This window comes from Caulobacter sp. GW821-FHT12A07 (assembly GCF_058807655.1).
This window is the reverse complement of record NZ_JBXAQX010000003.1, coordinates 537,750-560,044: the sequence shown is the minus strand read 5'-3', so window position 1 is coordinate 560,044 and position 22,295 is coordinate 537,750. Positions and strand designations below refer to the sequence as shown.

The window sequence follows — 22,295 nt, the reverse complement described above, 5'->3', positions numbered from 1 at the left end:
GGGCCCCTCCCTCTCTCTTAGAGAGAGGGGTCCAACAACGCTACAGCGTCACCACCACCTTGCCGAACGCGCCCTTGTCGGCGCGGGCGTAGGCGCCTTCGATGGCGTCGAGGGCGAAGACGCTGTCGACCTGCGGGACGATGCCCTTGGCCGTCACGAAATCCGACAGCGCCTGGTGATCGGCGCGCGAGCCGACCGAGATCGCCGTGGCGCGCTGGGCGGCCATGACCATGGCCGAGGCGTCCAGCGTCCCGCCAAAGCCGTCCAGGGCGCCGATGACGGCCACGTGGCCGCCGACGCCGAGCGCGCCTCGCGACTTGGCCAGGGTGCCGGCGCCGCCCAGTTCCAGGGCGTGCTGCACGCCGCCGAACGAGGCCTCCTTCACCGGGACCTCCCAGTCGGGCGTGGTGCGATAGTTGACGGTCAGGTCGGCGCCCAGCTGCGCCGCGCGGGCCAGCTTGGCGTCGTCGCCGCCGACCACGGCCACCTTGGCCCCGAAGGCCTTGGCGATCTGCAGGCCCCACAGCGAGACGCCGCCGGTGCCCAGGGTCACCACCCAATCGCCGGCCTGAAGGCCGCCGTGCGTGACCAGCGACGACCATGCGGTGACGCCAGAGCAGGTCAGGGTCGCGCCCTGCACGAAGTCGAGGCTGTCGGGCAGCTTCACGACGCCGCCGGCCGACAGCACCACGTGCTCGGCCAGCACGCCCGGACCGCCCGCGCCCAGCGACGAGATCACCGCCGGGAAGGTGATGCGCCCGCCCGCCCAGTTCTGGAAGAAGGTCGAGGCGACGCGGTCGCCCACGGCCAGGCCCTCGACGCCTTCACCCACGGCGACGATCTCGCCGGCGGCGTCCGACAGCGGGGTGAACCCGTCGGCCTCTCCTACCGGATACCAGCCCTGGCGGATCATCACGTCACGGCGGTTCAGGGCCACGGCGCGCACCCGCACCAGCACCTCGCCCGCACCCGGCGTCGGGACCGGCACGATGCTATCGGCCAGTTCGAAGCCCTGGCCGGCGCGGACGAGGGAAAAACGGCGATTGGTCATGGGCGGGGTCCACTGAAGGGGGGTGTTCGGAGGCGTGGTTTCGACGCCGGCCGCGAAGGCCAGCAGGGTCTCGGCGAAGATCTCGGGTTCCAGCTCGGGCGCGGCGACGCCGGTCTTGCCCTGGGTGGTGACCACCACGCCCGGGCGGGCCTTGCGGATGCGGCCGACGAAGCCGGCCAGCGGGTCGTCCGCCGCCTGCAGTACGGTCACCGGGCAGGTCACGCCCTCGAAGACGCTGGCGAAGTCCTGGTCGAAGATCGCCCCGAAGGCCTGGTTGCGGCCGTCCGGCGCGCCGATCGCGCCCAGAAACTCGGTCTGCACCAACTGGGCGTCGAAGCGGGGCAGCAACCCCTTCATCGTTCCCCAGGACTGGATCAGATAGGCGCCGTGCGCGTCGATCGGCGCGGCCTGGCCGACCTGGGCGCGGAACATCTCGCGCTCCTCGGCGGTAGCGAACAGCACGCCGTTCAGCAGCAGCGAGCGCACGCGGTCGGGCGCGGCCACGGCGATCTCGGCGCCGATGTGGGTGCCGGTATGGTGGCCGGCCAGGTGGAAACGCTCGACGCCCAGGGCGTCCAGGGCCGCCAGCAGCCAGGCGCCGTACTCCACCGTCGAGGGCAGGCCCTCGGGCTTGAACGACTGGCCAAAGCCGGGCGTGTCCAGCGCGATGGCCGCGCGGCGGCCGGCCAGGCGGGCCAGCACGCCGTCGAAACAGGCCGAGCTGACCGGGGTGCGGTGCAGAAGCACGATCGGATCGCCAGGCCCGTCCACCCGGCGCAGGTGCACCTGGCCGGCGGGCGTATCGGCATAGGCTTTGCGGATGAGCGTCAAGGGCGGCTCCAGCGGGAATCTTCGAGCCTCGGTCCTAGCGCCCGGCCCTCGCCGGCTCCCCTCGCCCGAGGCCGTTATCCGCACAGCGGCGAAGATCGCCGCCGCCTCGCCCTCGCCTTTCCGACCGGTTCAAGTCGGCGCAGCAACGAACAAGAGAGCACGCCATGACCACGGTCCTGATCACCGGCGCCAATCGCGGCATCGGCCTGGAACACGTCCGCCAATACGCCGCCGCCGGCGCTGACGTCATCGCCACCTGCCGCGATCCGGCCGCGGCCGCCGAGCTGCAAGCCATCGCCGCCGCCCATCCAGGCAAGGTCCGCATCGAGGCCCTGTCGGTGAACGACGCCGCGTCCGTCGCCGCCGTGGCCGAGCGCCTGAAAGGCGTGGCCATCGACGTGCTGATCAACAACGCCGGCACCTACGGCCCCATCCCCCTGCCCGACGGCATGGCCCACCAGACCCTGTCCGGCATGGACTACGACATCTGGGCCGACATCCTGGCCACCAACGTCGTCTCACCGTTCCGCATCACCGCCGCCCTGATCGACAACCTCAAGGCCGGCGAGACCAAGACCATCGTCATGATGTCCAGCGGCCTGGCCTCGATCGGAACCAACGTCTACGGCGGCTCGCACGCCTATCGCTCGTCCAAGGCGGCGCTGAACATGCTGGCCAAGGGCCTGGCCGTGGAGCTGAAGGGCGACGGCGTCACTGTCATCGCCATGGCCCCCGGCTGGACCCGCACCGCCCTCGGCGGCCCCGACGCCCCCTACTCCGTCGAGGAAAGCGTCGCCGGCCAGCAGAAGGTGATCGCCGGGCTTAGCCTGGAGGATACGGGCAAGTTCCTGGATCTGGCGGGGGCCGAGGTGGCGTGGTGAGGTCAGAAATCCACCTCTCCCATAGGGAGAGGGAGGGGCCCAGGCGATAGCCTGGGAGGGTGAGGGGTTATACCCTCACCGATAAATCCACGATCAAGCGAAACAAACATCTGCCGCGAAGGCGAGGGACGGACGGCTCACGTCGTACCCCCTCACCCTCCCACGCTTCGCGCGGGCCCCTCCCTCTCCCCATGGGAGAGGTGTTGGGATAAGCCCCCTACCGCAAATTCAGCACCGCATAGACCTTCTCCACCACCTGCTGCGGCGAGAACGGCTTGAGCAGGTAGGTGGTCGCGCCCGCGCCCATGGCGGCGGCGATACGGTCGAGGCGACCGTCGCCGGTGAGCATGACCACCGGCGTCTCACGGTGCGTCTCGTCGGCGCGCAGCATCTTCAGCAGTTCGGTGCCGTCGACGTCGGGCATGCGGATGTCGATCAGCCAGATCGCGGGCTTGTCCATGGCCGCTGCGTGCAGAGCGCTGCGGGCGGTTTCGAACGCCTGGACGAGATAGCCGGACTTGGCCAGCGCCCCTTCGAGGAAGGCGAGCAGCACCGGGTCGTCGTCGACCACGAACACCCGCCCCTTGATCCAGTTGCGCTCCATGCGGCCTCGTTGCGCGTTAACCGTGCGGGCCACACTCTCACAAGGCTTTGCGGTCGAAAACGGCGCGGAGGTTGCAGCCGGGGACAGCTCGCCCCCGGCTGCTTTCCGTTCAGCCGTAAGCCATGCCCCGCTGTACGCCGGCGCGCGCGCCGACGAAGGCCTCGTAGCGGGCCAGGTTCGGATAAGGCTCCAACCCGCCCTCCAGCCGCTTGGCCGAATTGGCGACCACCGGGAAGAACAGCGCGTCGAGGATCGTGAACCGCCCGCCCAGCATGTAGTCGCGGGTCGAAAGACGCGCGTCGAACGCCGCCAGCTGCTCGTGGCAGTCGGCGATCGAGCGCTCGATCAGCCACGGCGTCTTCTCGGGCGCCAGGAAGGTCGCCACGAACTGGTTGGTGAAGGCGCCGGCCACCGACGACGACACCGCCGAGGCCCACATCAGGAACTCGGCCTGTTCGGCCGGTCCCTTGGGCAGCAGCGCGCCGCCGGCCTTTTCCGCCAGGTACCAGGCGATCGCGAGGGTCTCCGACACCACGATCAGCGCGCCGTCCGGCCCGTCGGGATCGACGATCGCCGGCGCCTTGCCGAACGGGCTCAGCGCCTTGTAGGCGGCCTGCTTGTGCTCGCCGGCCATCAGGTCGACCGGGGTGGCCGCATAGGCCAGCCCCGTCTCCTCCAGCACGATCCGCGCCTTCTGGCCGTTGGCCGTGTTGACGGTGTGGAACTGGATCATCGCTGCAAGCTCCTCAGGCCGTGGCCGCTTCGAGCTCAAGGCTCTTGTACATCGACTGCAGCAGCAGGTACTCGCGGCGCTGGTCCGGGTCGGCCAGGATCTGGCGCATCTTGGCCTCGCGCTCGGCATAGGCCTCGGCGGTGCCGGCCTCCATCGCCGCCTTGTTGGCGATGGTCTGGGTCTGGATGAACTTGTGCATCACCGCCCGCCGCTGGCGGTCGTAGAGCGGCAGCAGCTTCTCCGGATCGGCCTTGTCCTGAAGGATGGCGACCAGCTTCTCGGTCAGGCTCCAGACGTCGTGGATGCCCGAGTTCATGCCGAACCCGCCCAGCGGATTGTTGAGGTGGGCGGCGTCGCCGGCCAGCAGCACCCGGCCCACATGGTAGGTCTTGGCCACCCGCTGGTGCACCTTGTAGAGCGTGCGGTGCACGGTCTGCACGGTTTCGCCGTCGCCGATCAGCCCGCCCAGCACCTCGGCCTTCTTGGCGTCCGACAGCAGGCTTTCGTCGCTCTCGTCGCCATTGGCCGGCACCAGGATCCGCCACAGCGACGGCACCCGCAGCAGCACGCACCATTCCTTGGGATCGGCCACGTAGTTGACGTGGGCCAGCCCGTTGAAATGGTCCTCCAGCGGCCAGTCGGTCGACAGGGTCAGGAACTTCTCCGGATAGGTGAAGCCCTCGAACTCGATGTCCAGCCACTTGCGGACGATCGAATTGGCCCCGTCGGCGCCGATCAGATAGTCGCAGCGCACCTGCTCGATGCCGAACGGCGCCTCGATCGAGACGGTGACGCCCTGGTCGTCCTGGGTGAAGTGGGCCAGGCGGTGCGAGAACCGCACCTGCCCGTTGGGGTGGCCGGCCAGCTTCTCGGTCAGCAGACGCGCCAGCTTGAACTGCTCGCATTGCAGCCGGTAGGGATGCTCGCTGATGTCGGACAGCTCGCCCATGTCGAAGGCCAGCACCTCGCCCGTCGTGCGGTTGCGATAGTGATAGACCGGCGCGCGCAGACCCTGGGCCTCCAGGTCCTCCAGCACGCCCAGCGCCTTCATCATGTCGAGCGTCGGCGGATGCATGGTCGAGGCCCGAAGGTCCTCGGGACAGCGCGGCGCGCTCTCCAGCAGCAACACATCGACGCCGAGCTGCGCCAGCCGATAGGCGGCCACCGAGCCCACGGGCCCGGCGCCCGCTACGACGACTTGGAATCGTTCCACGGAACCTCGCTAGTTTTTGGTCGGCGGGTGCGGGCGCGGCTTCCCCACGCGCCCCGTCACACGCGTCAATCTCAGTCGACGACGATCATGCGGACCACGACGGTTCCCGCGCCCTGGCGCAGAACCTTGGCGGCCTGGTATTCCGGCGAATGCAGGTAGGCCTTGGCGGCCGCGGCGTCGGGATAGCGGGTGACGATCACGCGCTCGCCCTCGGGCACCTCGCCCTCCAGGACCTCGGTGACCGGCCCCCGCACATAGGTCTCGCCACCGAAGCGCTCGGCGAGGCCGGCGATGGCCTTCACATATTCCCCGAAGCGGGGCGCGTCGGTGATGACGGTCGTCGCGATGATAAAAGCGGCCATGGTCTCGTCCCCCGGGGAGAATTTCCGTTGTGGTTCAACGACGACCCTAGCGACGCCCGCCCATCCCGCTTCCCCGGCGCTTTTTCCTATCCGCCGGGCGGATATCGGCCGCTGGGCTGCGGCGCGGACGATCCGGCTTTGCCATTCCTCGGCCATCGAAACGTCGAGGGAAGCGTCATGCCGGATTCATTGGGACACCGCCTGAAGTATGCGGTGATCGCGCCGTCGACCAACACGAGCGTCCAGCCCGAATACGACGACATGCGCCCGCGCGGCGTCACCAACCACTTCCAGCGGATCGCCATTCCGGACACCAAGGTCACCGACGACGAGTCGTTCATGGTGATGCTGCAGAACATCCGCGACGCGACGATGGACAGCGTCGACGTCGCCATGAGCATGGACCCGGCCTGCGTGGTCATGGGCATGTCGGCCGAGACCTTCTGGGACGGCGCCGACGGCGCCGAGCGCCTGACCCAGCGCATGCTGGAGCGCACCAAGGGCGTCCCGGTCGTGATGGGCTCCACCGCCGTCGACGCGGCGCTGAAGGCCTATGGCGGCATCAAGAAGATCGGGGTCATCACCCCCTACATGCCGGTCGGCGACAACCAGGTGCGCAAGTTCTTCGAGGACCTGGGCTACGAAGTCACCCAGGTGAAGGGCCTGAAATCGCCCTCCCCGATGCTGATCGCCCACGAGAGCCCGCAGACGCTGAAGCGCGCGGCCATCGAGGTCTCCGAAGGCGCAGACGCCGTCGTCCAGTGCGGCACCAACCTGGCCTTCGCCAAGGTCGCCGGCATCGCCGAGTTCTGGCTGGAAAAGCCGGTCGTGGCCATCAACACCGCCACTTACTGGCATGCTCTTCGGAGCATGGGAATTACCGACAAGATCGACGGCTTCGGCTCGCTCCTGCTCGAGCACTAAGGATCAAAGGGCATCAGTATGGAATACGATTACGTTCCGCTTCCGCACCGCAAGCCGCTGACCTGGCCGAACGGCGCGCGCGTGGCCCTGGTCCTGACCTTCAACCTGGAGACCTGGGACCTCACCAAGCCGACCAAGGAGAAGTACTACGCCGGCGGGCCGCCGATCCTGCCCGACGTGCTGGCCGGCGATACGCCCGACTTCCCCAACTACACCTGGCGCGAATACGGCCAGCGGGTGGGCATCTGGCGACTGTTCGACCTCTTCGACGAGATGGGCATCAAGGCCAGCTGCACCACCAACGCGGTGACCTTCGAGCGCCGCAAGGCCATGACCGACGCCTGCCTGGAGCGCGGCTGGGAGCTTCTGGCCCACAACTGGGAACAGGGCGAACTGCTGACCGACTTCGCCCATGACCCGGCCAAGGAGCGCGACATCGTCCTGCGTTCGCTGGAGCAGTACGAGCGCTTCGTCGGCAAGCGGGCCAAGGGCTGGCTGTCCTCGTCCCTGCGCGGCACGCTGCAGACCGCCGACATCCTGGCCGAGCACGGCTGCACCTTCTATTGCGACCTGCTCAACGACGATCAGCCCTACCTCCTGCGCACGCCCAACGGCCCGATCGTCTCGACGCCCTATTCCAACGAGATCAACGACTTCACCCTGCTCACCCGCCGCGGCCACACCACCGACGAATACCGCGACGTGCTGATCGAGGAACTGAACGTCCTCTACAAGGAAGGCGCCACCTCGGGCCGGCTGATGAACGTTGGTCTGCACCCGCACGTCTCGGGCCGGGCCTATCGGATCCGCGCCCTGCGCGAGTTCATCCAGCACGCCAAGAGCCTGCCGGGCGTGTGGTTCGCCACCCGCGAGGAGATCGCCGACTGGTATCTGGCCAACCACGAGAGCCACATCCCGACGGGCGCTTCCCCCAACAAGGCTGGCCAGTGACCAGCTCGGCCCAGCGCCTGCGCGAGCGGCTGGCGGCCGGCCCCGACGGCCGCCGCCGGCTGCTGGCCGCGCCGGGCTGCTATGACGGCTTCTCGGCCCTGCTGGTCGAGCAGGCCGGCTTCGAGGCGGCCTTCCTGTCGGGGGCGGCGCTGTCGCTGGCCCGGCTGGGCCGTCCCGACGTCGGCCTGGTCGGCGTCGGCGAGCTGGCCGACGCGGTGCGGGCCATCGCCGACCGCGTCGAGATCCCGCTGATCGTCGACATCGACACGGGCTTCGGCAACGCCTTGAACACCCAGCGGACGGTCAAGGTGCTCGAACGCGCCGGCGCCGCCGCCGTGCAGCTCGAAGACCAGACCTTCCCCAAGCGCTGCGGCCATATGCGCGGCAAGGGCGTGATCCCGCTGCCCGAGATGGTCGGCAAGGTCCGCGCCGCGCTCGACGCCCGTTCGGAAACCCTGGTGGTGGCCCGCACCGACGCCCTGGGCGTCGAAGGCCCGCAAGCCGCCATGGATCGCGCCGAGGCCTATCTGGAGGCCGGCGCCGACATCGTCTTCGTCGAGGGGCCCCGCACCCTTGAAGAGACCAAGGCCGTGGCCGAGCGCTTCGCCGCTCGCGCGCCCCTGGTCCACAACCTCGTCGAGGGCGGGATCACCGCCGTGCGCACGGGCGCGGAGCTTCAGGAGCTTGGCTTCGCCATCGCCCTGCACCCGATGCTGCTGCTGCACGGCCTGGCCCGTTACGCGCCCGAATGGCTCGCCAAGCTGCGGTCCGAAGGCACGACCGACGGCCTCGACATTCTCGACCTTCCTCGCCTCAACGCGGTCGCCGGGCTGGACGCCCTGCTGGCCGACGCGGCGACCTACGCTTAAGTTCGGAGACTACCCATGCGTCCCCAGCACCTGATCGTCGCCGGCGCCGGCATCGGCGGCCTGACCGCGGCCATCGCCCTGGCCCGCGCCGGCCACACCGTCGAGGTGCTGGAACAGGCCCCGGCCCTGGGCGAGATCGGCGCCGGCGTCACGCTCGCGCCCAACGCCATGCGGGTCTACCACCACCTGGGCCTGGCCGAAGCGATTACCGTCGCCGGGGTCGAGCCCCAGCGCCAGCGGGTGCAGCACTGGGCCGACGGCCGCGACCTGGTCGCCTTCGAGCGCGGCCAGAAGGTGCGCGACCTCTACGGCGCGCCCTACGTCTACATCCACCGCGCCGACCTGCACGCCATCCTGGTCGAGGCCCTGGAGGCCACCGGCCGCGCCACGGTGCGCCTGTCCAGCCCTTGCGTCTCGGCCGAGCCGACCGCCGACGGTGCGATCGCCGTCCTGGCCGACGGGACTGAAATCAAGGGCGACGCCGTCATCGGCGCCGACGGCGTGAAGTCGGGCGTCCGCAAGGGCTTCGATCCCGGCGAGCCGCACTTCACCGGCCACGTCGTCTGGCGCGCCATCGTGCCGGTCGAGGGTCCGCTGCTGGAGGACCTGGCGCACTTCCCCGGCATCCACATCGGCCCGGGCCGCATGGCCGTGCGCTATCCGCTGCGCAACTCGACCCTGCTGAATCTGGTGTTCTTCGCCCGCCAGGAAGGCTGGGCCGAGGAAGGCTGGACGATCCGCGCCGACCTGGCCGACCTGCGCAAGACCTTCGAGGGCTGGAGCGGCGACGTCCAGGCCCTGCTCGACACCATCGATCCGGCCGCCCTCTACAAGTGGGCCGTCTTCGCCCGCCAACCGCTCAAGACCTGGGTGCGCGGCGGCCGCGTGGCCCTGCTGGGCGACGCCGCCCACGCCATGACCCCGTTCCTGGGCCAAGGCGCCGCCGCCGCCATCGAGGACGCCCTCGTCCTGGCCCGCGCCTTCGAGGCCGCGTCCGACGTCCCCGAGGCCCTGGCTCGCTACGAGGCCGCCCGCAAGGAGCGCTGCGGCTTCATCCAGGTCGAGTCGAACCTCAACGCCGACCGCCTGGAAGGCGACGAAGCCCACCTCTACGGCATGACCGAGATCAAGAACGAAGAGACCCTGGGGCTCTTCGCCTATGATGCGGGGGCGGTGGAGGTCTGAGAATGATCCCTCTCTCTTTGAGAGAGGGAGGGGCCCGCCGCGCAGCGGTGGGAGGGTGAGAGGTAACAAACTCTCCGAACTAAGCGCCGTCTGGCTCCACCGGCTGACGAAGACTTTTGCGTCGCGGCCCCCGACGAGGGGATCAGGCCTTTCCTGCCAAAGGTGAAACCTCTCACCCTCCCCCCGCCTCCGGCGGCGGGCCCCTCCCTCTCTCTCAGAGAGAGGGATTTTCCGGGCGCCTCCGAACGCTCCCCGCCTGCCTCCCCCGCGTGCTGACCGCCTAGCGGAGCATCCGTTGAACGCAATATTTTGACTGATCGGTCCCCTTCAGATTAGCGTCAGTTCGCGCCGCCCTTCCGGGCCGGCTGTTTGGAGGCCGCCATGTCCGCCGAGATGCTCAACACCTTCCAGCAGATCGACCACCCGATCCTGCCCAAGCCGACCCACGACGAAGCGTCGCGCCAGGAATTCACCAAGAGCTTCAAGCAGTTCATCCAGCAGGGTCTGCTGCCGGGCCTGGGTCCCGTGTTCGGCGTCCGCGCCGCCAAGGCCTTCGAGCGCGAGCATGGCCGCGCCCCCGCCGACCGCCGCGACATCCGCTCGGCCATGGTCAAGGACCTCTACTTCCAGCATTACGCGGCGGCCAACCGCATCGCCCAGGAACTGCTCTGGGAATCGACCAACGTCACGATCGACCGCGAACTGCCCGACCTGATCGAGAAGGCCCGCGGCCTGTCGGCGTCGGCCAAGGGCAAGCTCGACCTGCCCGAGGCGTTCGAGACCCCGCGCTACGTCACCTCGATCGACATCCACTGCATGCCCGGCGGCTATGCCGGCGCGGTGACCCCGGACGACATCTCGACCGGCGCCCTCTACGACCGCGGCGTCTATCTCTACGCCATGGGCTATATGGGCCCGTTCAACGACGACATGGGCCGCTCGGTCTGTAACTACGTCAACCGTCGCCTGGACGGCTTCAAGCCCAAGCGGATCCTGGATCTGGGCTGCACGGTCGGCCACTCGACCCTGCCCTACAAGGAATTGTTCCCTGACGCCGAAGTCTGGGGCGTCGACGTCGCCGCCCCGCAGGTGCGCTACGCCCACGCCCGCGCCGCGGGCCTGGGCCTGGAAGTCAACTTCGCCCAGATGAACGCCGAGGAGACCCGCTTCGAGGACGGCTCCTTCGACCTCATCGTCAGCCACATCCTGCTGCACGAGACGTCCGGCAAGGCCATGCCGCGCATCTTCAACGAGTGCCACCGCCTGCTGGCGCCCGGCGGCTACATGATCCACGCGGACCTTCCGCCGTTCGACAACATGGACCCGTTCACCCAGTTCATCCTCGACAACGAGACCTGGTACAATAACGAGCCCTTCTGGGGCGCCATGCGCGAGACCGACCAGGTCGCCCTGGCCAAGGCCGCCGGCTTCCCGCCCGAAAGCGTCAAGTTCGACACCGCCCCGATGGCGATCATGGAGTTCGTGGCCCAGCAGGCCGCCGGCTACAGCGAGGACGCCAGCGCGGCGGTCTCCGACCGTGAGTTCGCCGCCGGCGAATACGCCCCCGGCGGCGGCTGGGAAGTCCTGATCGCCCGCAAGGCCTGAGCACAGTTCAAGGAAACAACACGATGAACGCCCACGCTCCGCAGGCCGAGCGCCCGCACGTCATCCGCGACGCCAAGGGCAAGCGCCCTCAGTTCTACGAGGCCCCGGGCCTCGACCAGGCCATGTCGATGATCATGGTCCTGGCCAACGAACTGGCCGTGCTGCACGACCGCCTCGATTCCGCCGAACGCGTCCACGCCGCCAAGGGCCTGGACCTGGCCGCCGAGATCGAGGCCCTGCAGCTCGACCAGGCCGCCCTGGAGGCCCGCGAGGCCTGGCGCCAGGACTTCCTGGGCCGCCTGTTCTACCTGGCCCGCAAGGACGCCTCGGAAGCCGCCGCGGCCGACACGGCCGAGCGCTTCCGCGCCACCATCGAAGACATCGCCCAAACCTGACCCTGAGACCTGATCCGAGTAAGCTGATGCCCGTCAAGACGCGTACCGCCCCAGCCGCCGCTGGCCTCCTCGCCCGCCTGGAGGCGATCGTCGGCAAGGACGGCGTCCTGACGGGCGAGGCCGCCCTGCCCTTCGCCACCGACGTCTATCGCACGCTGGAGACGCCGCTGGCCGTGGTCCGTCCGGCCGACGTCGAGCAACTACAGGCGGTCGTGCGCGAAGCCGCGGCGGCCGGGGTCGCCATCGTCCCGCGCGGCGGCGGCGCCTCCTACACCGACGGCTATCTTGCGACCCGCGCCGACACGGTGTTGATCGACACCGGCGCCCTTTCCCGCATCGTCGAGATCAACCAGACCGACGCCTATGTCACGGTCGAGACCGGGGTGACCTGGGCTCAGCTGAAGGACGCTCTGGACCCGCTGGGTCTGCGCACGCCGTTCTTCGGCCCGTTCTCGGGCCTGGCCGCCACGATCGGCGGGTCGATGTCGCAGCACGCCATCAGCCATGGGTCGGGCCAGTTCGGCAGCTCGGCGGAATCGGCCGTGTCGCTCGACGTGGTGATCGCCGACGGCTCCCTGCTGCGCACCGGTTCGGCCGCCCGCGGCGGCTCGCCCTTCGCCCGCTGGTACGGCCCCGACCTGTGCGGCCTGTTCCTGGGCGACTGCGGCGCGCTGGGGATCAAGGCGCGCATCACCCTGCCGCTGATCGCCCGCAAGCCCGCCTTCCAGTGCGCCTCCTTCGCCTTCGCCGACCTGCCCAGCCTGGCCCGCGCCATGCGGGCGGCGGCGCTGGAGAACCTCGACGACGAGCACTTCGCCATCGACGCGCCGCTGGCCCAGGGCCAGATCGCCCGCCAGGACAACGCCGCCGTCGTGCAGATGGCCCTGACCGTGCTGAAGAGCTCGCCGTCGCTGGTCGCCGGCCTCAAGCAGCTGAGCAAGATGGCCCTGGCCGGCGACCGCGCCCTGCGCAAGGCCGAGTACATGGTCCACTACATCCTCGAAGGGGTGGACGACCGCGAGGCCAAGGCGCGGCTGGATCGCCTGCGCACCCTGATGACGGCCGAGGGGGTCGAGATCCCCAACACCATGCCGACCATCGTGCGCGGCATGCCGTTCGCGCCGCTCTACAACGTGCTCGGCCCCAAGGGCGAGCGCTGGGCCCCGATGAACGGCGTCCTGCCCCACAGCCAGGTCGCCGCCTTCCACGCGGCGCTCGAGGCCCTCTACGCCAGCCACGCCGAAGAGATGACCGCCCGCGGCGTCTGGCGCGGCGGCATGTTCGAGGTGCTGCGCCCGTCGGGCTTCCTCTACGAGGTCGCCCTCTACTGGCCCGGCGAGCAGACCGCCTACCACGCCGGCGTCCTGCCGGCCGAGCACCTGGCCAGCCTGCCCCAGTACGCCGAAGACCCCGAGACCACGGCCTTCGTGCACAGGCTCAAGGCCCAGATCATCGCGCTCTACGGCCAGCACGACGCCGTGCACTTCCAGCTCGGCAAGCTCTACCCGTACGCCGATGTGCTGGAGCGCCCGGCGCTGGATCTGGTGCGCGCGGTCAAGGCGGCGGTGGATCCGAAGGGGGTGATGAACCCCGGGGCGCTGGGCCTTTAATCAAGACTGACGAGGCCGATCCGCAAGGAACCTCCCCCTCTGGGGGAGGCGGCCGAAGGCCGGTGGGGGGAAGTTTTCAGCTTCCCAAGCGCCGGCCCATTCCACAACACTCCCCCCACCGATCGCTTCGCGATCGCCTCCCCCAGAGGGGGAGGTTCTTGTTCACGCCATCCCCACGCACAAAAAAAGGCGCGGTCGTTTCCGACCGCGCCAGGCTCTCACTGCGCAGATGCAGCGGGGACTCTTTAGCTGCGCGCCTCGGGCGCCGCCCGCAGGGAACGCAGCAGGTTCTGGACGATGGCGTCGCGCTTGGCGTTCAGCTGGGCCTGCAGCTCAGGGCCCGGCTGGAAGTTGTCGACTTCGGCATTGGCCAGCACGCCGTGGCTTTCGAGCACGGCTTCCAGCACGTGCACGCGGTCGGTCAGCACCCAGACCTCGCGGGTCAGGGACAGGATCGCCTCGCCCAGGTCGTCGATCTGGTCGGCGGTCAGCATCCGGCGGTTCACCGGCTCGGAGATCGGGCGCTCGAAGGTCTTCGGAGTCATCGCGTTCATGTCGCTCGCTCGTGGTCGGAAGGATCAGGCGGGCTTGTGGGCGCGCAGCACGTAGTAGGCGTGGGTCGGGGCCTGGGTGGCGCCCTCGACGTCGACGAAGCCGATGTCCTTGCAGATCTGCACCAGGTCCATGCTCGCCGAGGCGCGCCAGTAGGGCTCGCCGCCCCACTTGGCCAGGTAGTCGTAGCGCCAGGACGCCATCTTATCGATCTCGGCGTAGCGCGGCACGTCGGCCATGATGATATCGCCGCCCGGCTTCAGCATCCGGAAGGCCTCTTCCAGGATCGACTTGATGATCCGCGGCGGGGCCTCGTGGAACAGGATGAAGGTGGTCACGAGATCGAAGCTCTCGTCGGCGAAACCGGAGTTCTCGCCGCCCTTGACCATCAGCTTCCAGTTCCAGCCCTTCTCGTTGGCCACGCGGCGGGCCTGTTCGAGCATGCGGGCCGACCAGTCGATGCCGGTGATCTGGGCTTCCGGAAAGGTCTCCTGCAGGGCCTGGGTGAAGTGGCCCGAGCCGCAGCCGATATCGAGGATTTCCTTGTAGTCGCGGCGCGGGGCCTGCTGGGCGGCCGCCCGGCGCTGGCCGAAGATGTCGCCGCCGTAGCCGCGCGCCACCAGCTGCTTGTGCACCAGCTCGCCGTGGACGTAGCCGGTGTGGTCGATGTGGTCCCAGCCGCCGGTGGTGCGGTGGAACCAGACCTTGCTCCAGTAGCTGGGCGGGGTCTCGCCATCGCCGTAGTCCAGCGTGGCCGGGCCTTCGTCGAGGGTCTTGAGGTACGGCTCGAGAACCGCGCGGCGCTCCTCGAAGGCTTCGTCGCAGTGCGCGCCATGGGTGCGCGAGGCCCATTCGCCGAACAGCTCGCGGATCTTGAAGATCTTGGAGTCGGCCAGGGTCTCGACGACCAGCGCGTGGCGCTCATCCATGTCGTCGGGCAGGGTCTGGGCGTTGACGCCCTTCATGGCCAGTTCCGCCTCGGAGGCGAAGTGCAGGCCGAAGGTCGCCTTCGATACGCCCGCCTGGAAATCGAGCGACGCGCGACCGCGCTGGGCCAGTGCCGGAGCTTCCATGACGCACCTCTAAAACCTTGTTTCGATGAAGGACTTTACCCCCGCCGAAACGTCCTGAAAGGTCCGGCGGACCCGCTATCCGCAGAACGGTCAGCGGGTGGTGAAGCTCGGATCGGCGGTCCGCGCGGCCAGGCGCGCGGCGGCTTCGGCGTCGCCGGCGGCGTGGGCGAGCACCAGGTCGGCCGAAGCCGCGATCGCCTCGGCCAGCCCCTCGGCCTGCGCGGGTCCCAGCAGCTCCGGCCGGCAGATCAGCCCGCCGAAATAGTGATCGACACCAGGCAGCACGAGCGCGTGGCGATCCCCCGGCGACGGAGCCTCATAGGCGATCAGGCGCAGGCGCCAGTCGTCGACGAAGCCGGGCAGCACGTCGGCGTCGCCGGTCTGAACCAGCAGCGGCGCGGTCGTGCTCGCGAAACCCTCGACGGAGATCAGCGGCGGCGTGGCCGGCGGCGGCGACAGGGCGACCACGGCCTTCACGCGGCTGTCGAGCGTCGGCGCGCCGGGCGGCGCCAGCACGCTGGCCCCGCCGGCCGCCAGGGCCAGCAAGGCCCCGAACGAGTGCCCGGCGGCGGCGAGGCCGAAACGCCCCTGCCCGGCCAGCCAGTCCAGGGTCGCGGCCTGGTCTTCCAGCCGCGTGCGCCAGACGGCGCCCTGGTCGTAGGCCTCGCGCTGCGGGTGATCGGTGCTGTCGACATGCAGGGGCGCGGCGACCAGCAGGCCCGCCGCCGCCCAGCCTTCCAGCAGGGCCGCATACTTGCCCGGCGCCGAGAAGGCCCCGTGCGAGAAGGAAACGGCCGCCTTGGCCGGCCCGGCGGGCCGCGCCACGGCGAGGCCCACGGTGCGATCGCCAACGGCGATCTCGACGATGTCCAGGCTCATCAGACGACCGCGCAGACCGTCTTCCATTCCAGGTAGCCGTCGAGGGCGACCTGGCCGCTGTCGCGCCCCCAGCCCGAGGCCTTGACCCCGCCGATCGGCAGGGCGTTGTCGTACATCGAGTGGCAGTTGATCCACACCGTGCCGGCCTTGATGCGGCGCGACAGGCGATGGGCGTGCGACAGGCTCTCGGTCCAGATGCTGGCCGCGAGGCCAAACTCGCTGTCGTTGGCGGCGGCCACCACCTCGTCGATCTCGTCATAGGCCTGGACGACCACCACCGGGCCGAACACCTCCTCGCGGACGATCGCCATGTCGGGGGTGACCCGCGCCACCACGGCCGGGGTGACGAAAGTCCCCTCGTCGCCGCCCTGCACGCCGCCGGTCAGCACCTCGGCGCCGGCCGCCGCCGCGCCGGCCACGAAGCCGGCCACGCGGTCGGCCTGCTTGCGCGACACCAGCGGCCCCATGTGGGTGGCCGGATCAAGGCCATGGCCCAGTTGCAAGGCCTTGGCCTGGGCCGCGACGCCCTCGACCACCCGGTCGTAGATCGAGCGGTGGGCGTAGAGCCGCGAGCCGGCCACGCAGACCTGGCCGGCGTTGAAGAAGATGGCGTTGGCCGCGCCGGGGATGGCCAGATCCAGATCGGCGTCGGGCAGGATCACCACCGGCGACTTGCCGCCCAGCTCCAGGCTGACCTTCTTGAGGTTGCCCTTGGCCGCGTCGAGGATCGCCCGCCCGGTCGGGGTCGAGCCGGTGAAGGCCACCTTGTCGACGTCATGGTGCGCGGCCAGGGCCGCCCCCGCCTCGCCGCCCAGGCCCGTCACCAGGTTCAGCACGCCCGCCGGGAAGCCGGCCTGCTGCACCAGTTCGGCCAGACGCACGGCGGTCAGCGAGGTGTCTTCGGCGGGCTTGAGCACCACGGTGCAGCCCGCGGCCAGGGCCGGCGCGAGCTTCATGGCGGTCAAGACGAGCGGCGAGTTCCACGGCACGATGGCGGCGACCACGCCCACCGGCTCGCGCAGGGTCCAGCTGGCCATCTGCTTGCCGGCCGGCTGATAGTTGATCGAGCTGTAGATCGTGCGGCCCTCGATGGCCGTCGCCAGGCCCGCATAGTAGCGAAACTGGTTCACCGCCCCGGGGATCTCGGCCCAGCGGCCGACATACAGCGGCTTGCCCTGGTCAAGCGTCTCCAGCTCGGCCAGTTCGTCGATATTGGCCTCGATCAGGTCGGCCAGGGTCCACAGCAGGCGCGAGCGCTGCATGGGGGTGAGCGACGGCCACTCGCCGCCGTCGAAGGCCTTGCGCGCGGCGGCCACGGCGGCGTCGACATCGGCCGCCCCGCCCTTGGCGATCTCGGCCAGGATGACACCGGTGGCCGGATCCTTGGTCGGGAAGGTGTCGCCGCCATGGGCGTCGACCCAGGCGCCGCCGATGAAGAGCTGCTTGCGACGCTTGGCGAGGAAGGCCTTCGCCCCCTCCGTCTGAGGTTCGACCGAACGGACGACGAAGGTCATGGCGCATTCCCCGGGACGCTGAAATTCCAGGCTCGACGCTAGTCCTCGCGACCTCGATTCACAGGGGTCACAGAACGCCTATCCGCTGTGCGGGCGCCTTTGCGCGCAACCGTTTGCGAACCGCGCTAGAGCCTAGGGTCACGGGGTTTTCAGTGACGGTTCCGGGGGCTTGGGATGACGACGATGAACGGACGCGGCGTGGACGAGATCCACGGCTACGCCCCCTTGCGACCCGTCGCCGGCGCGGACGCGCCCGACGCGACGCCGGTCATCGCCGGCGGCGTCTCGCAGGCCGCCCTCGACGCGGCCCAGGCCTTCTCCGACAGCTATGACGGCCTGGCCCTGCTGGTCTGGTCCGGCGGCGCGCTGCGCCACGAGGCCTATGCGCCGCACGTCACCAAGGACAGCCTGTTCGAGACCTTCTCGATGCACAAGTCGGCGCTGGGCCTGCTCTACGGCGCGGCCATCCGCGACGGAGCGATCAGCTCGATCGACGATCCGGTCGGCCTCTACATCGCCGAATGGCGCGACGATCCGCGCGGCCAGATCCCGCTGCGCCACCTGCTGGGCATGAGCTCGGGCCTGACGGTGCACAGCCTCGACAAGGGCGATCCGGTGGCCCTGGCCCTGATGCTCGGCGACCGCATCAGCGAGACCGCCCTCTCCGTCCAGGCGCAGCGGCCGTCCGGCGAGGTCTTCGACTACTACAACGTCGCCGCCCAGGTGGCGGGCCTGGCCCTGTCGCGCGCCGTCGCGGCCAAGGGCCTGGGCGACGCGGCGACCTATCTGTCGAAAGCGCTTTGGGCGCCGATGGGCGGCGCCGACGCGCGGCTGTGGGTCGAGCGCGAGGACGGCGAGCCCCGCTTCTTCGCCGGCCTGCAGGCCCGGGCCCGCGACTGGCTGCAATTGGGCCGCCTGGTTGCCGGCGGCGGCGTGATCGACGGCCGCCAGGTGCTGCCGGCCGACTGGATCGCGCAGGTCACCGCCGAGAACCCGCTCAACCCCGCCTACGGCCTGCTGGTCTGGCGCGCGGCCCCCATCGAGAACGGCAAGCGCCTCTATGGCCCCTCCACCGCCTACGCCGCCCCACACTCCGCGCCGTTCATCGCCGACGACCTCGTCTATTTCGACGGCTTCGGCGGCCAGCGCGTCTACGTCTCGCCGTCGCGCGACCTGGTGATCGTGCGAATCGGCCGGCCGAGGCTGGACTTCGACGACGCGGCGCTGCCGAACCTGATCGTCGAGGGTCTGGCTTAGAGATCCTCCCCCTCTGGGGGAGGTGGCCCGAAGGGCCGGAGGGGGCGTTTTCAGCTTCCAACCAGCCGAACGCCCTCCCCGTAAAATCCCCGCGAAAGCGGGGACCCAGGTGTTTTATCGTCGAGCGCCACGCGTTTCAGAAAAAGCCTGGGTCCCCGCTTTCGCGGGGATTTTACGGGAGGGGGTCTGCGGACGGGGATAGAGCGCCCTCCATCCCCGTAGATCTCGGACCAAACCCCAACCAATCCAACCCCTTACAACTTTCTCACCGCCCTGGATCAGACGCGCTCAAACCACCCGCATAATCACTGGGTCTCGCCGCACCGAAGGGGCGCAAGGCCAGTGACCATGCGGCGGCGGGATGCGATCGAGCGGGACTGGGGCGGATTGGGAAGATCCGTCGCGTCCGGGGACCTGGCGCTGGCCAGGCCCGCCCGCCGTCGGCTTGGGCGAGGATTACAGAGCACCCCTCTCCTCGTCGCCGCTTGAAAGGGAAACCTCGAAGGCGGTCCTGGTAAGGCGTTAAGAGCGCCGCCGCCCGGGAAGCCGGCAGCCAAACGACCGCGCGGAGCGCACGGCTTCGTCGAAACGGTACACAGAACAACACCTCCGGGCGTCGCCCGGGCGCTCCGCTCTCCTTCGACAACTCAGCGTCTTGGCGCGTGAGATCGAGAAGCCATGCGCCCAAGGAACCTCCCCCTGTGGGGGAGGCGGCCGAAGGCCGGTGGGGGGCCGTTTTCAGCTTTCGAGGCGTCGGCCATTCCCGCACCAACACCCCCCTCCGATCGCTGCGCGATCGCCTCCCCCACAGGGGGAGGTTCCTCGCGGGCCGCCGCCACCTTCTCCCGCAAGGGGAGAAGGATCAAATCGGACCCAGGTTCACGCTCACGGCCTTGGTCTTCAGGTACGAGTCGATGCCCTCGCGCCCGAACTCGCGGCCCCAGCCGGACTGGCGGTTGCCGCCGAACGGGGTCTCGGGGCTCAGGGCCGCGTGGATGTTGACCCCCACCTGGCCGCTGTCGATGGCGCGGGCCATGCGGTGGGCGCGCGACAGGTCCTTGGTCCACACCGAGCCCGACAGGCCGTAGGTCGTGGCGTTGATCGCCGAGAGGAGCGCCTCGTCATCGTCGCCGAACGCCTGCACGCCCAGCACCGGACCGAACACCTCCTCGCGCGCCAGGCGCATGTCGGGGCTGACGTCGGCATAGATGGTCGGGGCGACGTAGTGGCCGGGGCCGTCCGGCACGCCGCCGGCATAGGTCAGGCGCGCGCCCTGCGCGGCGGCGGCCTCGACATGCTCCAGCACCCGGCCCTTCTGGCGGGCCGAAACCAACGGGCCGATCATCGTGGTCGGGTCGAGGCCAGGCCCCACCTTCAGATAGGCCGCCGTCTGGGCCAGGCCCTCCAGCACCGGCTCCAGCACCTTCTCGTGCACGAACAGGCGCGTGCCGGCCATGCAGTTCTGGCCCGACAGGAAGAAGCAGGCCAGGGCCGCCGACGGGATGGCGTCGGCGAGATCCGCGTCGGGGAAGATCACGAACGGCGACTTGCCGCCCAGTTCCAGCGACACGCGCTTGAGATCGTGGCTGACGGCGCGGACGATCTCCTTGCCCACGGCGGTCGAGCCGGTGAAGGTGATCTTGTCGACGCCGGGGTGCGAAACCAGGGCCGCGCCGATCTCGTGGCCCAGGCCGTGAATCAGGTTGAACACGCCGGGCGGGCCGCCGGCCTCCAGCCACAGCCGGGCCACCAGGATCGAGGTCAGCGGCGTCAGCTCGGCGCTCTTCAAGACGAGCGTGCAGCCCGAGGCCAGGGCCGGCGCCAGCTTCAGGATGATCATCGACACCGGCACGTTCCAGGGCACGATCGCCCCGACCACGCCCACCGGCTCGCGCACCGTATAGACGAGGAGATCGAGCGCCTCGCGGCCGTTGGCCCGGGCCGGAATGGTCGAGCCCTCAAGCTTGGTGGCCAGGCCCGCGTAATAGCGCACATAGTCGGCGCAGAAGCCCTTGATGGTCGCGCCCGACAGGGCGATCGGCATGCCGTTCTCGAGCACCTCGATCTCGGCCAGCTTGTCGGCGTCGCGCTCCAGCAGGTCGGCGAAGCGCAGCATGATCCGGGCGCGGTCGGCGCCGGACGTGCGGCTCCAGCCCTTGAAGGCCTTGCGGGCGGCGGCGACGGCAAGGTCGAGATCCTCGGCCGAGGTCGCGCGCACCTTGGCGATCGTCTGCTCCGTCGCCGGGTTCTCGACCTCGATCAGGGTCTCGCCGCGCCCTTCGACGAAGGCCTCGCCAATCAGCTGGCCATGGGTCTGCGCGAGGAAGGCGAGAGCCTCCTGCGAAGGGCCGAAGATCGCTGCGTCGCTGGCGTCCGCCATGGGAAACTCCGTCGATATGAACTGGGATCTGTTTTGAAGCGCGGGCGGCCTGGCCGCCGCTTTCCCGCGCGCCCTCCCCGCCTGTCGATCAAGCCGCGCGAAGCGATGGCGCGCCGCGCGCGAGCCGTCGGATGCTCCAATGGGGCTATTGGGGGATTTGAAGCGTGAGCGAGGTTCGGGACGAATTCCGCAAGGGCTGGCGCGTGGTGCTGGCCGCCGGGATCGGGGTCGGCTGCGGCATCAGCCTGCAGCAATATGTCGGCTCCCTCTTCGTGAAGGCGCTTCAGACCGATCTGGGCTGGAGCCGGGGCAAGATCGCCCAGGCCCAGGGCGCGGCGCTCGCCGCCCTGTTCGTCGCCCCCGTGCTCGGCTGGCTGATCGACAAGGTCGGGGTGCGGCCGGTGGCGATGGTCTCCATCGTCCTGCTGGCAGCCGTCTATCTGGGCCTGGCCGCCATGCCGCCGTCGCTGGGCGCCTTCTACGGCCTCTTCGCCCTTCTGGTGATCCTGGGCTGCGGCACCGGCCCGATCGGCTACACCCGCGCGGTCAACACCTGGTTCGAAAAGGGCCGCGGCCTGTCGCTGGGCCTGACCCTGACCGGCGTCTCGCTGGTCGCGGCGCTGAGCGCGCCGCTGCTCAGCTTCGTCATCGCCCATCACGGCTGGCGCGGCGGCTATGCGACGCTCGCGGGACTGTCGCTGTTCGTCGCCCTGCCCACCGTCTTCTTCGCGCTCTGGGAGCGTCCGCGTTGGCTGGCCAAGCACGGCGCCGCCGCGACCGAGATCGATGCAGCCAAGCGCGTCTCCCAGGTCGGCCTGACCGCCGGCCAGGCCCTGAAGACCGGCCGCTTCTGGATCCTGTCGCTGGCCATCCTGCTGGCCACGGCCGGCCTGACCGGCGTGATCAGCCAACTTCAGCCCATCCTCACCGACCAGGGCCTCGACGCCCGCGTCGCCGGCTGGCTGGTGGCCCTGCTGGCCGTCTCGGTGGCGCTGGGGCGCATCGTCGTCGGCTGGGCGGTGGACCGCTTCTGGGCCCCGATCCCCGCCGCCATCGCCCTCGTCCTGCCGGCCCTGGGCGTGGGCCTGCTGGCCATCGGCCACGGCCAATGGCCGCTGGCCGTGCTGGCGGTGCTGCTGATCGGCGCGGCGCAGGGCGGCGAAGTCGACGTCGCCGCCTTCTTCGTCGCCCGCTATTTCGGCATGCGCTCGTACGGCGCGGTCTACGCCCTGATCGGCATCGCCATCTCGCTGGGCGTGCCGATCGGCGCGATCGGGATCGGCGCCCTCTACGACCACGACGGCGGCTACGGCCGCGCCCTGGCGATCGCGGCCGCCGGCTTTGTCGCCAGCGGCGCGCTGATCCTCCTGATGGGACGCTATCCGCAATGGACCACGCCCGAGAAGACCGCCTGAGGCGCTCGCCC

At 69.7% G+C, this 22,295-nt stretch carries 20 protein-coding genes; 10 read left to right on the top strand and 10 right to left on the bottom strand.

Going from position 1 to position 22,295, the window contains the following annotated elements; translation table 11 throughout:
- Nucleotides 1-40: 40 nt before the first annotated feature.
- Nucleotides 41-1,882 (bottom strand): alpha/beta fold hydrolase, encoded by a 1,842-nt coding sequence (locus AC1RRS_RS09310; protein ID WP_492854905.1) that lies wholly within the window; start codon nt 1,880-1,882, stop codon nt 41-43.
- A 164-nt stretch (nt 1,883-2,046) separates the two neighbouring features.
- On the opposite strand from AC1RRS_RS09310, the gene AC1RRS_RS09305 reads away from it, so the two are divergent.
- A complete protein-coding gene (locus tag AC1RRS_RS09305; protein ID WP_492854904.1) occupies nt 2,047-2,763 on the top strand; it encodes an SDR family oxidoreductase in 717 nt (238 codons plus the stop codon).
- Between the two features lie 217 nt (nt 2,764-2,980).
- On the opposite strand, the gene AC1RRS_RS09300 is transcribed toward AC1RRS_RS09305, so the two are convergent.
- From AC1RRS_RS09300 to AC1RRS_RS09285, 4 genes are all read right to left on the bottom strand, one after another.
- A complete protein-coding gene (locus AC1RRS_RS09300; protein ID WP_492854903.1) occupies nt 2,981-3,367 on the bottom strand; it encodes a response regulator in 387 nt (128 codons plus the stop codon).
- Between the two features lie 109 nt (nt 3,368-3,476).
- Nucleotides 3,477-4,100 (bottom strand): glutathione S-transferase family protein, encoded by a 624-nt coding sequence (locus AC1RRS_RS09295; protein ID WP_492854902.1) that lies wholly within the window; start codon nt 4,098-4,100, stop codon nt 3,477-3,479.
- Between the two features lie 13 nt (nt 4,101-4,113).
- Nucleotides 4,114-5,313, bottom strand: coding sequence for an FAD-dependent oxidoreductase (locus AC1RRS_RS09290; protein ID WP_110121748.1), 1,200 nt, complete (start codon nt 5,311-5,313; stop codon nt 4,114-4,116).
- A 71-nt stretch (nt 5,314-5,384) separates the two neighbouring features.
- Nucleotides 5,385-5,675, bottom strand: coding sequence for a DUF1330 domain-containing protein (locus AC1RRS_RS09285; RefSeq protein WP_158285917.1), 291 nt, complete (start codon nt 5,673-5,675; stop codon nt 5,385-5,387).
- A gap of 177 nt (nt 5,676-5,852) precedes the next feature.
- On the opposite strand from AC1RRS_RS09285, the gene AC1RRS_RS09280 reads away from it, so the two are divergent.
- From AC1RRS_RS09280 to AC1RRS_RS09250, 7 genes are all read left to right on the top strand, one after another.
- Complete coding sequence (locus AC1RRS_RS09280; RefSeq protein WP_492854901.1) at nt 5,853-6,599, top strand: maleate cis-trans isomerase family protein; 747 nt, start codon at nt 5,853-5,855, stop codon at nt 6,597-6,599.
- An 18-nt stretch (nt 6,600-6,617) separates the two neighbouring features.
- Nucleotides 6,618-7,550, top strand: coding sequence for a polysaccharide deacetylase family protein (locus AC1RRS_RS09275; RefSeq protein ID WP_110121745.1), 933 nt, complete (start codon nt 6,618-6,620; stop codon nt 7,548-7,550).
- Nucleotides 7,547-8,419, top strand: a complete 873-nt coding sequence (locus AC1RRS_RS09270) for an isocitrate lyase/PEP mutase family protein (protein ID WP_492854899.1) — start codon at nt 7,547-7,549, stop codon at nt 8,417-8,419. The genes AC1RRS_RS09275 and AC1RRS_RS09270 overlap by 4 nt, the downstream gene beginning before the upstream one ends.
- Before the next feature lie 15 nt (nt 8,420-8,434).
- Nucleotides 8,435-9,604, top strand: coding sequence for an FAD-dependent monooxygenase (locus AC1RRS_RS09265; RefSeq protein WP_492854898.1), 1,170 nt, complete (start codon nt 8,435-8,437; stop codon nt 9,602-9,604).
- Between the two features lie 381 nt (nt 9,605-9,985).
- The gene (locus tag AC1RRS_RS09260; protein ID WP_492854897.1) at nt 9,986-11,209 is read left to right on the top strand and encodes a class I SAM-dependent methyltransferase; all 1,224 of its coding nucleotides are present in this window, start codon (nt 9,986-9,988) and stop codon (nt 11,207-11,209) included.
- A gap of 23 nt (nt 11,210-11,232) precedes the next feature.
- Nucleotides 11,233-11,604 (top strand): hypothetical protein, encoded by a 372-nt coding sequence (locus tag AC1RRS_RS09255; protein ID WP_165256106.1) that lies wholly within the window; start codon nt 11,233-11,235, stop codon nt 11,602-11,604.
- A 26-nt stretch (nt 11,605-11,630) separates the two neighbouring features.
- Nucleotides 11,631-13,214, top strand: a complete 1,584-nt coding sequence (locus AC1RRS_RS09250; RefSeq protein WP_492854896.1) for an FAD-binding oxidoreductase — start codon at nt 11,631-11,633, stop codon at nt 13,212-13,214.
- A gap of 245 nt (nt 13,215-13,459) precedes the next feature.
- Here the strand turns inward: AC1RRS_RS09250 and AC1RRS_RS09245 are convergent, their stop codons facing one another.
- The 4 genes from AC1RRS_RS09245 to AC1RRS_RS09230 all read right to left on the bottom strand — a co-directional run bounded on the left by AC1RRS_RS09245 (nt 13,460) and on the right by AC1RRS_RS09230 (nt 17,232).
- A complete protein-coding gene (locus AC1RRS_RS09245; RefSeq protein ID WP_110121739.1) occupies nt 13,460-13,768 on the bottom strand; it encodes a hypothetical protein in 309 nt (102 codons plus the stop codon).
- A gap of 24 nt (nt 13,769-13,792) precedes the next feature.
- Entirely contained in the window at nt 13,793-14,839 is a 1,047-nt protein-coding gene (locus tag AC1RRS_RS09240) for a class I SAM-dependent methyltransferase (protein WP_492854895.1), read from the bottom strand.
- A 90-nt stretch (nt 14,840-14,929) separates the two neighbouring features.
- Complete coding sequence (locus tag AC1RRS_RS09235; RefSeq protein ID WP_492854894.1) at nt 14,930-15,718, bottom strand: alpha/beta hydrolase; 789 nt, start codon at nt 15,716-15,718, stop codon at nt 14,930-14,932.
- Entirely contained in the window at nt 15,718-17,232 is a 1,515-nt protein-coding gene (locus AC1RRS_RS09230) for an aldehyde dehydrogenase family protein (RefSeq protein ID WP_492854893.1), read from the bottom strand. The genes AC1RRS_RS09235 and AC1RRS_RS09230 overlap by 1 nt, the downstream gene beginning before the upstream one ends.
- A gap of 174 nt (nt 17,233-17,406) precedes the next feature.
- On the opposite strand from AC1RRS_RS09230, the gene AC1RRS_RS09225 reads away from it, so the two are divergent.
- A complete protein-coding gene (locus AC1RRS_RS09225) occupies nt 17,407-18,489 on the top strand; it encodes a serine hydrolase domain-containing protein (protein WP_492854892.1) in 1,083 nt (360 codons plus the stop codon).
- An 862-nt stretch (nt 18,490-19,351) separates the two neighbouring features.
- Here the strand turns inward: AC1RRS_RS09225 and AC1RRS_RS09220 are convergent.
- Nucleotides 19,352-20,869 carry an aldehyde dehydrogenase family protein gene (locus AC1RRS_RS09220; RefSeq protein WP_492854890.1) on the bottom strand — a complete coding sequence of 506 codons (1,518 nt, stop codon included), beginning with the start codon at nt 20,867-20,869 and terminating at the stop codon, nt 19,352-19,354.
- 164 nt (nt 20,870-21,033) lie between these two features.
- Here AC1RRS_RS09220 and AC1RRS_RS09215 point away from each other — a divergent pair, with 164 nt between their 5' ends.
- Nucleotides 21,034-22,284, top strand: a complete 1,251-nt coding sequence (locus AC1RRS_RS09215) for an MFS transporter (protein WP_487292568.1) — start codon at nt 21,034-21,036, stop codon at nt 22,282-22,284.
- The last annotated feature ends 11 nt before the right edge of the window (nt 22,285-22,295 follow it).

Excerpts from the sequence above, each read along its gene's own strand:
- AC1RRS_RS09305 (WP_492854904.1), top strand. The coding sequence starts at position 2,047 with ATGACCACGGTCCTGATCACCGGCGCCAATCGCGGCATCGGCCTGGAA.
- AC1RRS_RS09300 (WP_492854903.1), bottom strand. The coding sequence starts at position 3,367 with ATGGAGCGCAACTGGATCAAGGGGCGGGTGTTCGTGGTCGACGACGAC.
- AC1RRS_RS09295 (WP_492854902.1), bottom strand. The coding sequence starts at position 4,100 with ATGATCCAGTTCCACACCGTCAACACGGCCAACGGCCAGAAGGCGCGG.
- AC1RRS_RS09285 (WP_158285917.1), bottom strand. The coding sequence starts at position 5,675 with ATGGCCGCTTTTATCATCGCGACGACCGTCATCACCGACGCGCCCCGC.
- AC1RRS_RS09280 (WP_492854901.1), top strand. The coding sequence starts at position 5,853 with ATGCCGGATTCATTGGGACACCGCCTGAAGTATGCGGTGATCGCGCCG.
- AC1RRS_RS09275 (WP_110121745.1), top strand. The coding sequence starts at position 6,618 with ATGGAATACGATTACGTTCCGCTTCCGCACCGCAAGCCGCTGACCTGG.
- AC1RRS_RS09265 (WP_492854898.1), top strand. The coding sequence starts at position 8,435 with ATGCGTCCCCAGCACCTGATCGTCGCCGGCGCCGGCATCGGCGGCCTG.
- AC1RRS_RS09260 (WP_492854897.1), top strand. The coding sequence starts at position 9,986 with ATGTCCGCCGAGATGCTCAACACCTTCCAGCAGATCGACCACCCGATC.
- AC1RRS_RS09255 (WP_165256106.1), top strand. The coding sequence starts at position 11,233 with ATGAACGCCCACGCTCCGCAGGCCGAGCGCCCGCACGTCATCCGCGAC.
- AC1RRS_RS09250 (WP_492854896.1), top strand. The coding sequence starts at position 11,631 with ATGCCCGTCAAGACGCGTACCGCCCCAGCCGCCGCTGGCCTCCTCGCC.
- AC1RRS_RS09245 (WP_110121739.1), bottom strand. The coding sequence starts at position 13,768 with ATGAACGCGATGACTCCGAAGACCTTCGAGCGCCCGATCTCCGAGCCG.
- AC1RRS_RS09240 (WP_492854895.1), bottom strand. The coding sequence starts at position 14,839 with ATGGAAGCTCCGGCACTGGCCCAGCGCGGTCGCGCGTCGCTCGATTTC.
- AC1RRS_RS09235 (WP_492854894.1), bottom strand. The coding sequence starts at position 15,718 with ATGAGCCTGGACATCGTCGAGATCGCCGTTGGCGATCGCACCGTGGGC.
- AC1RRS_RS09230 (WP_492854893.1), bottom strand. The coding sequence starts at position 17,232 with ATGACCTTCGTCGTCCGTTCGGTCGAACCTCAGACGGAGGGGGCGAAG.
- AC1RRS_RS09225 (WP_492854892.1), top strand. The coding sequence starts at position 17,407 with ATGACGACGATGAACGGACGCGGCGTGGACGAGATCCACGGCTACGCC.
- AC1RRS_RS09220 (WP_492854890.1), bottom strand. The coding sequence starts at position 20,869 with ATGGCGGACGCCAGCGACGCAGCGATCTTCGGCCCTTCGCAGGAGGCT.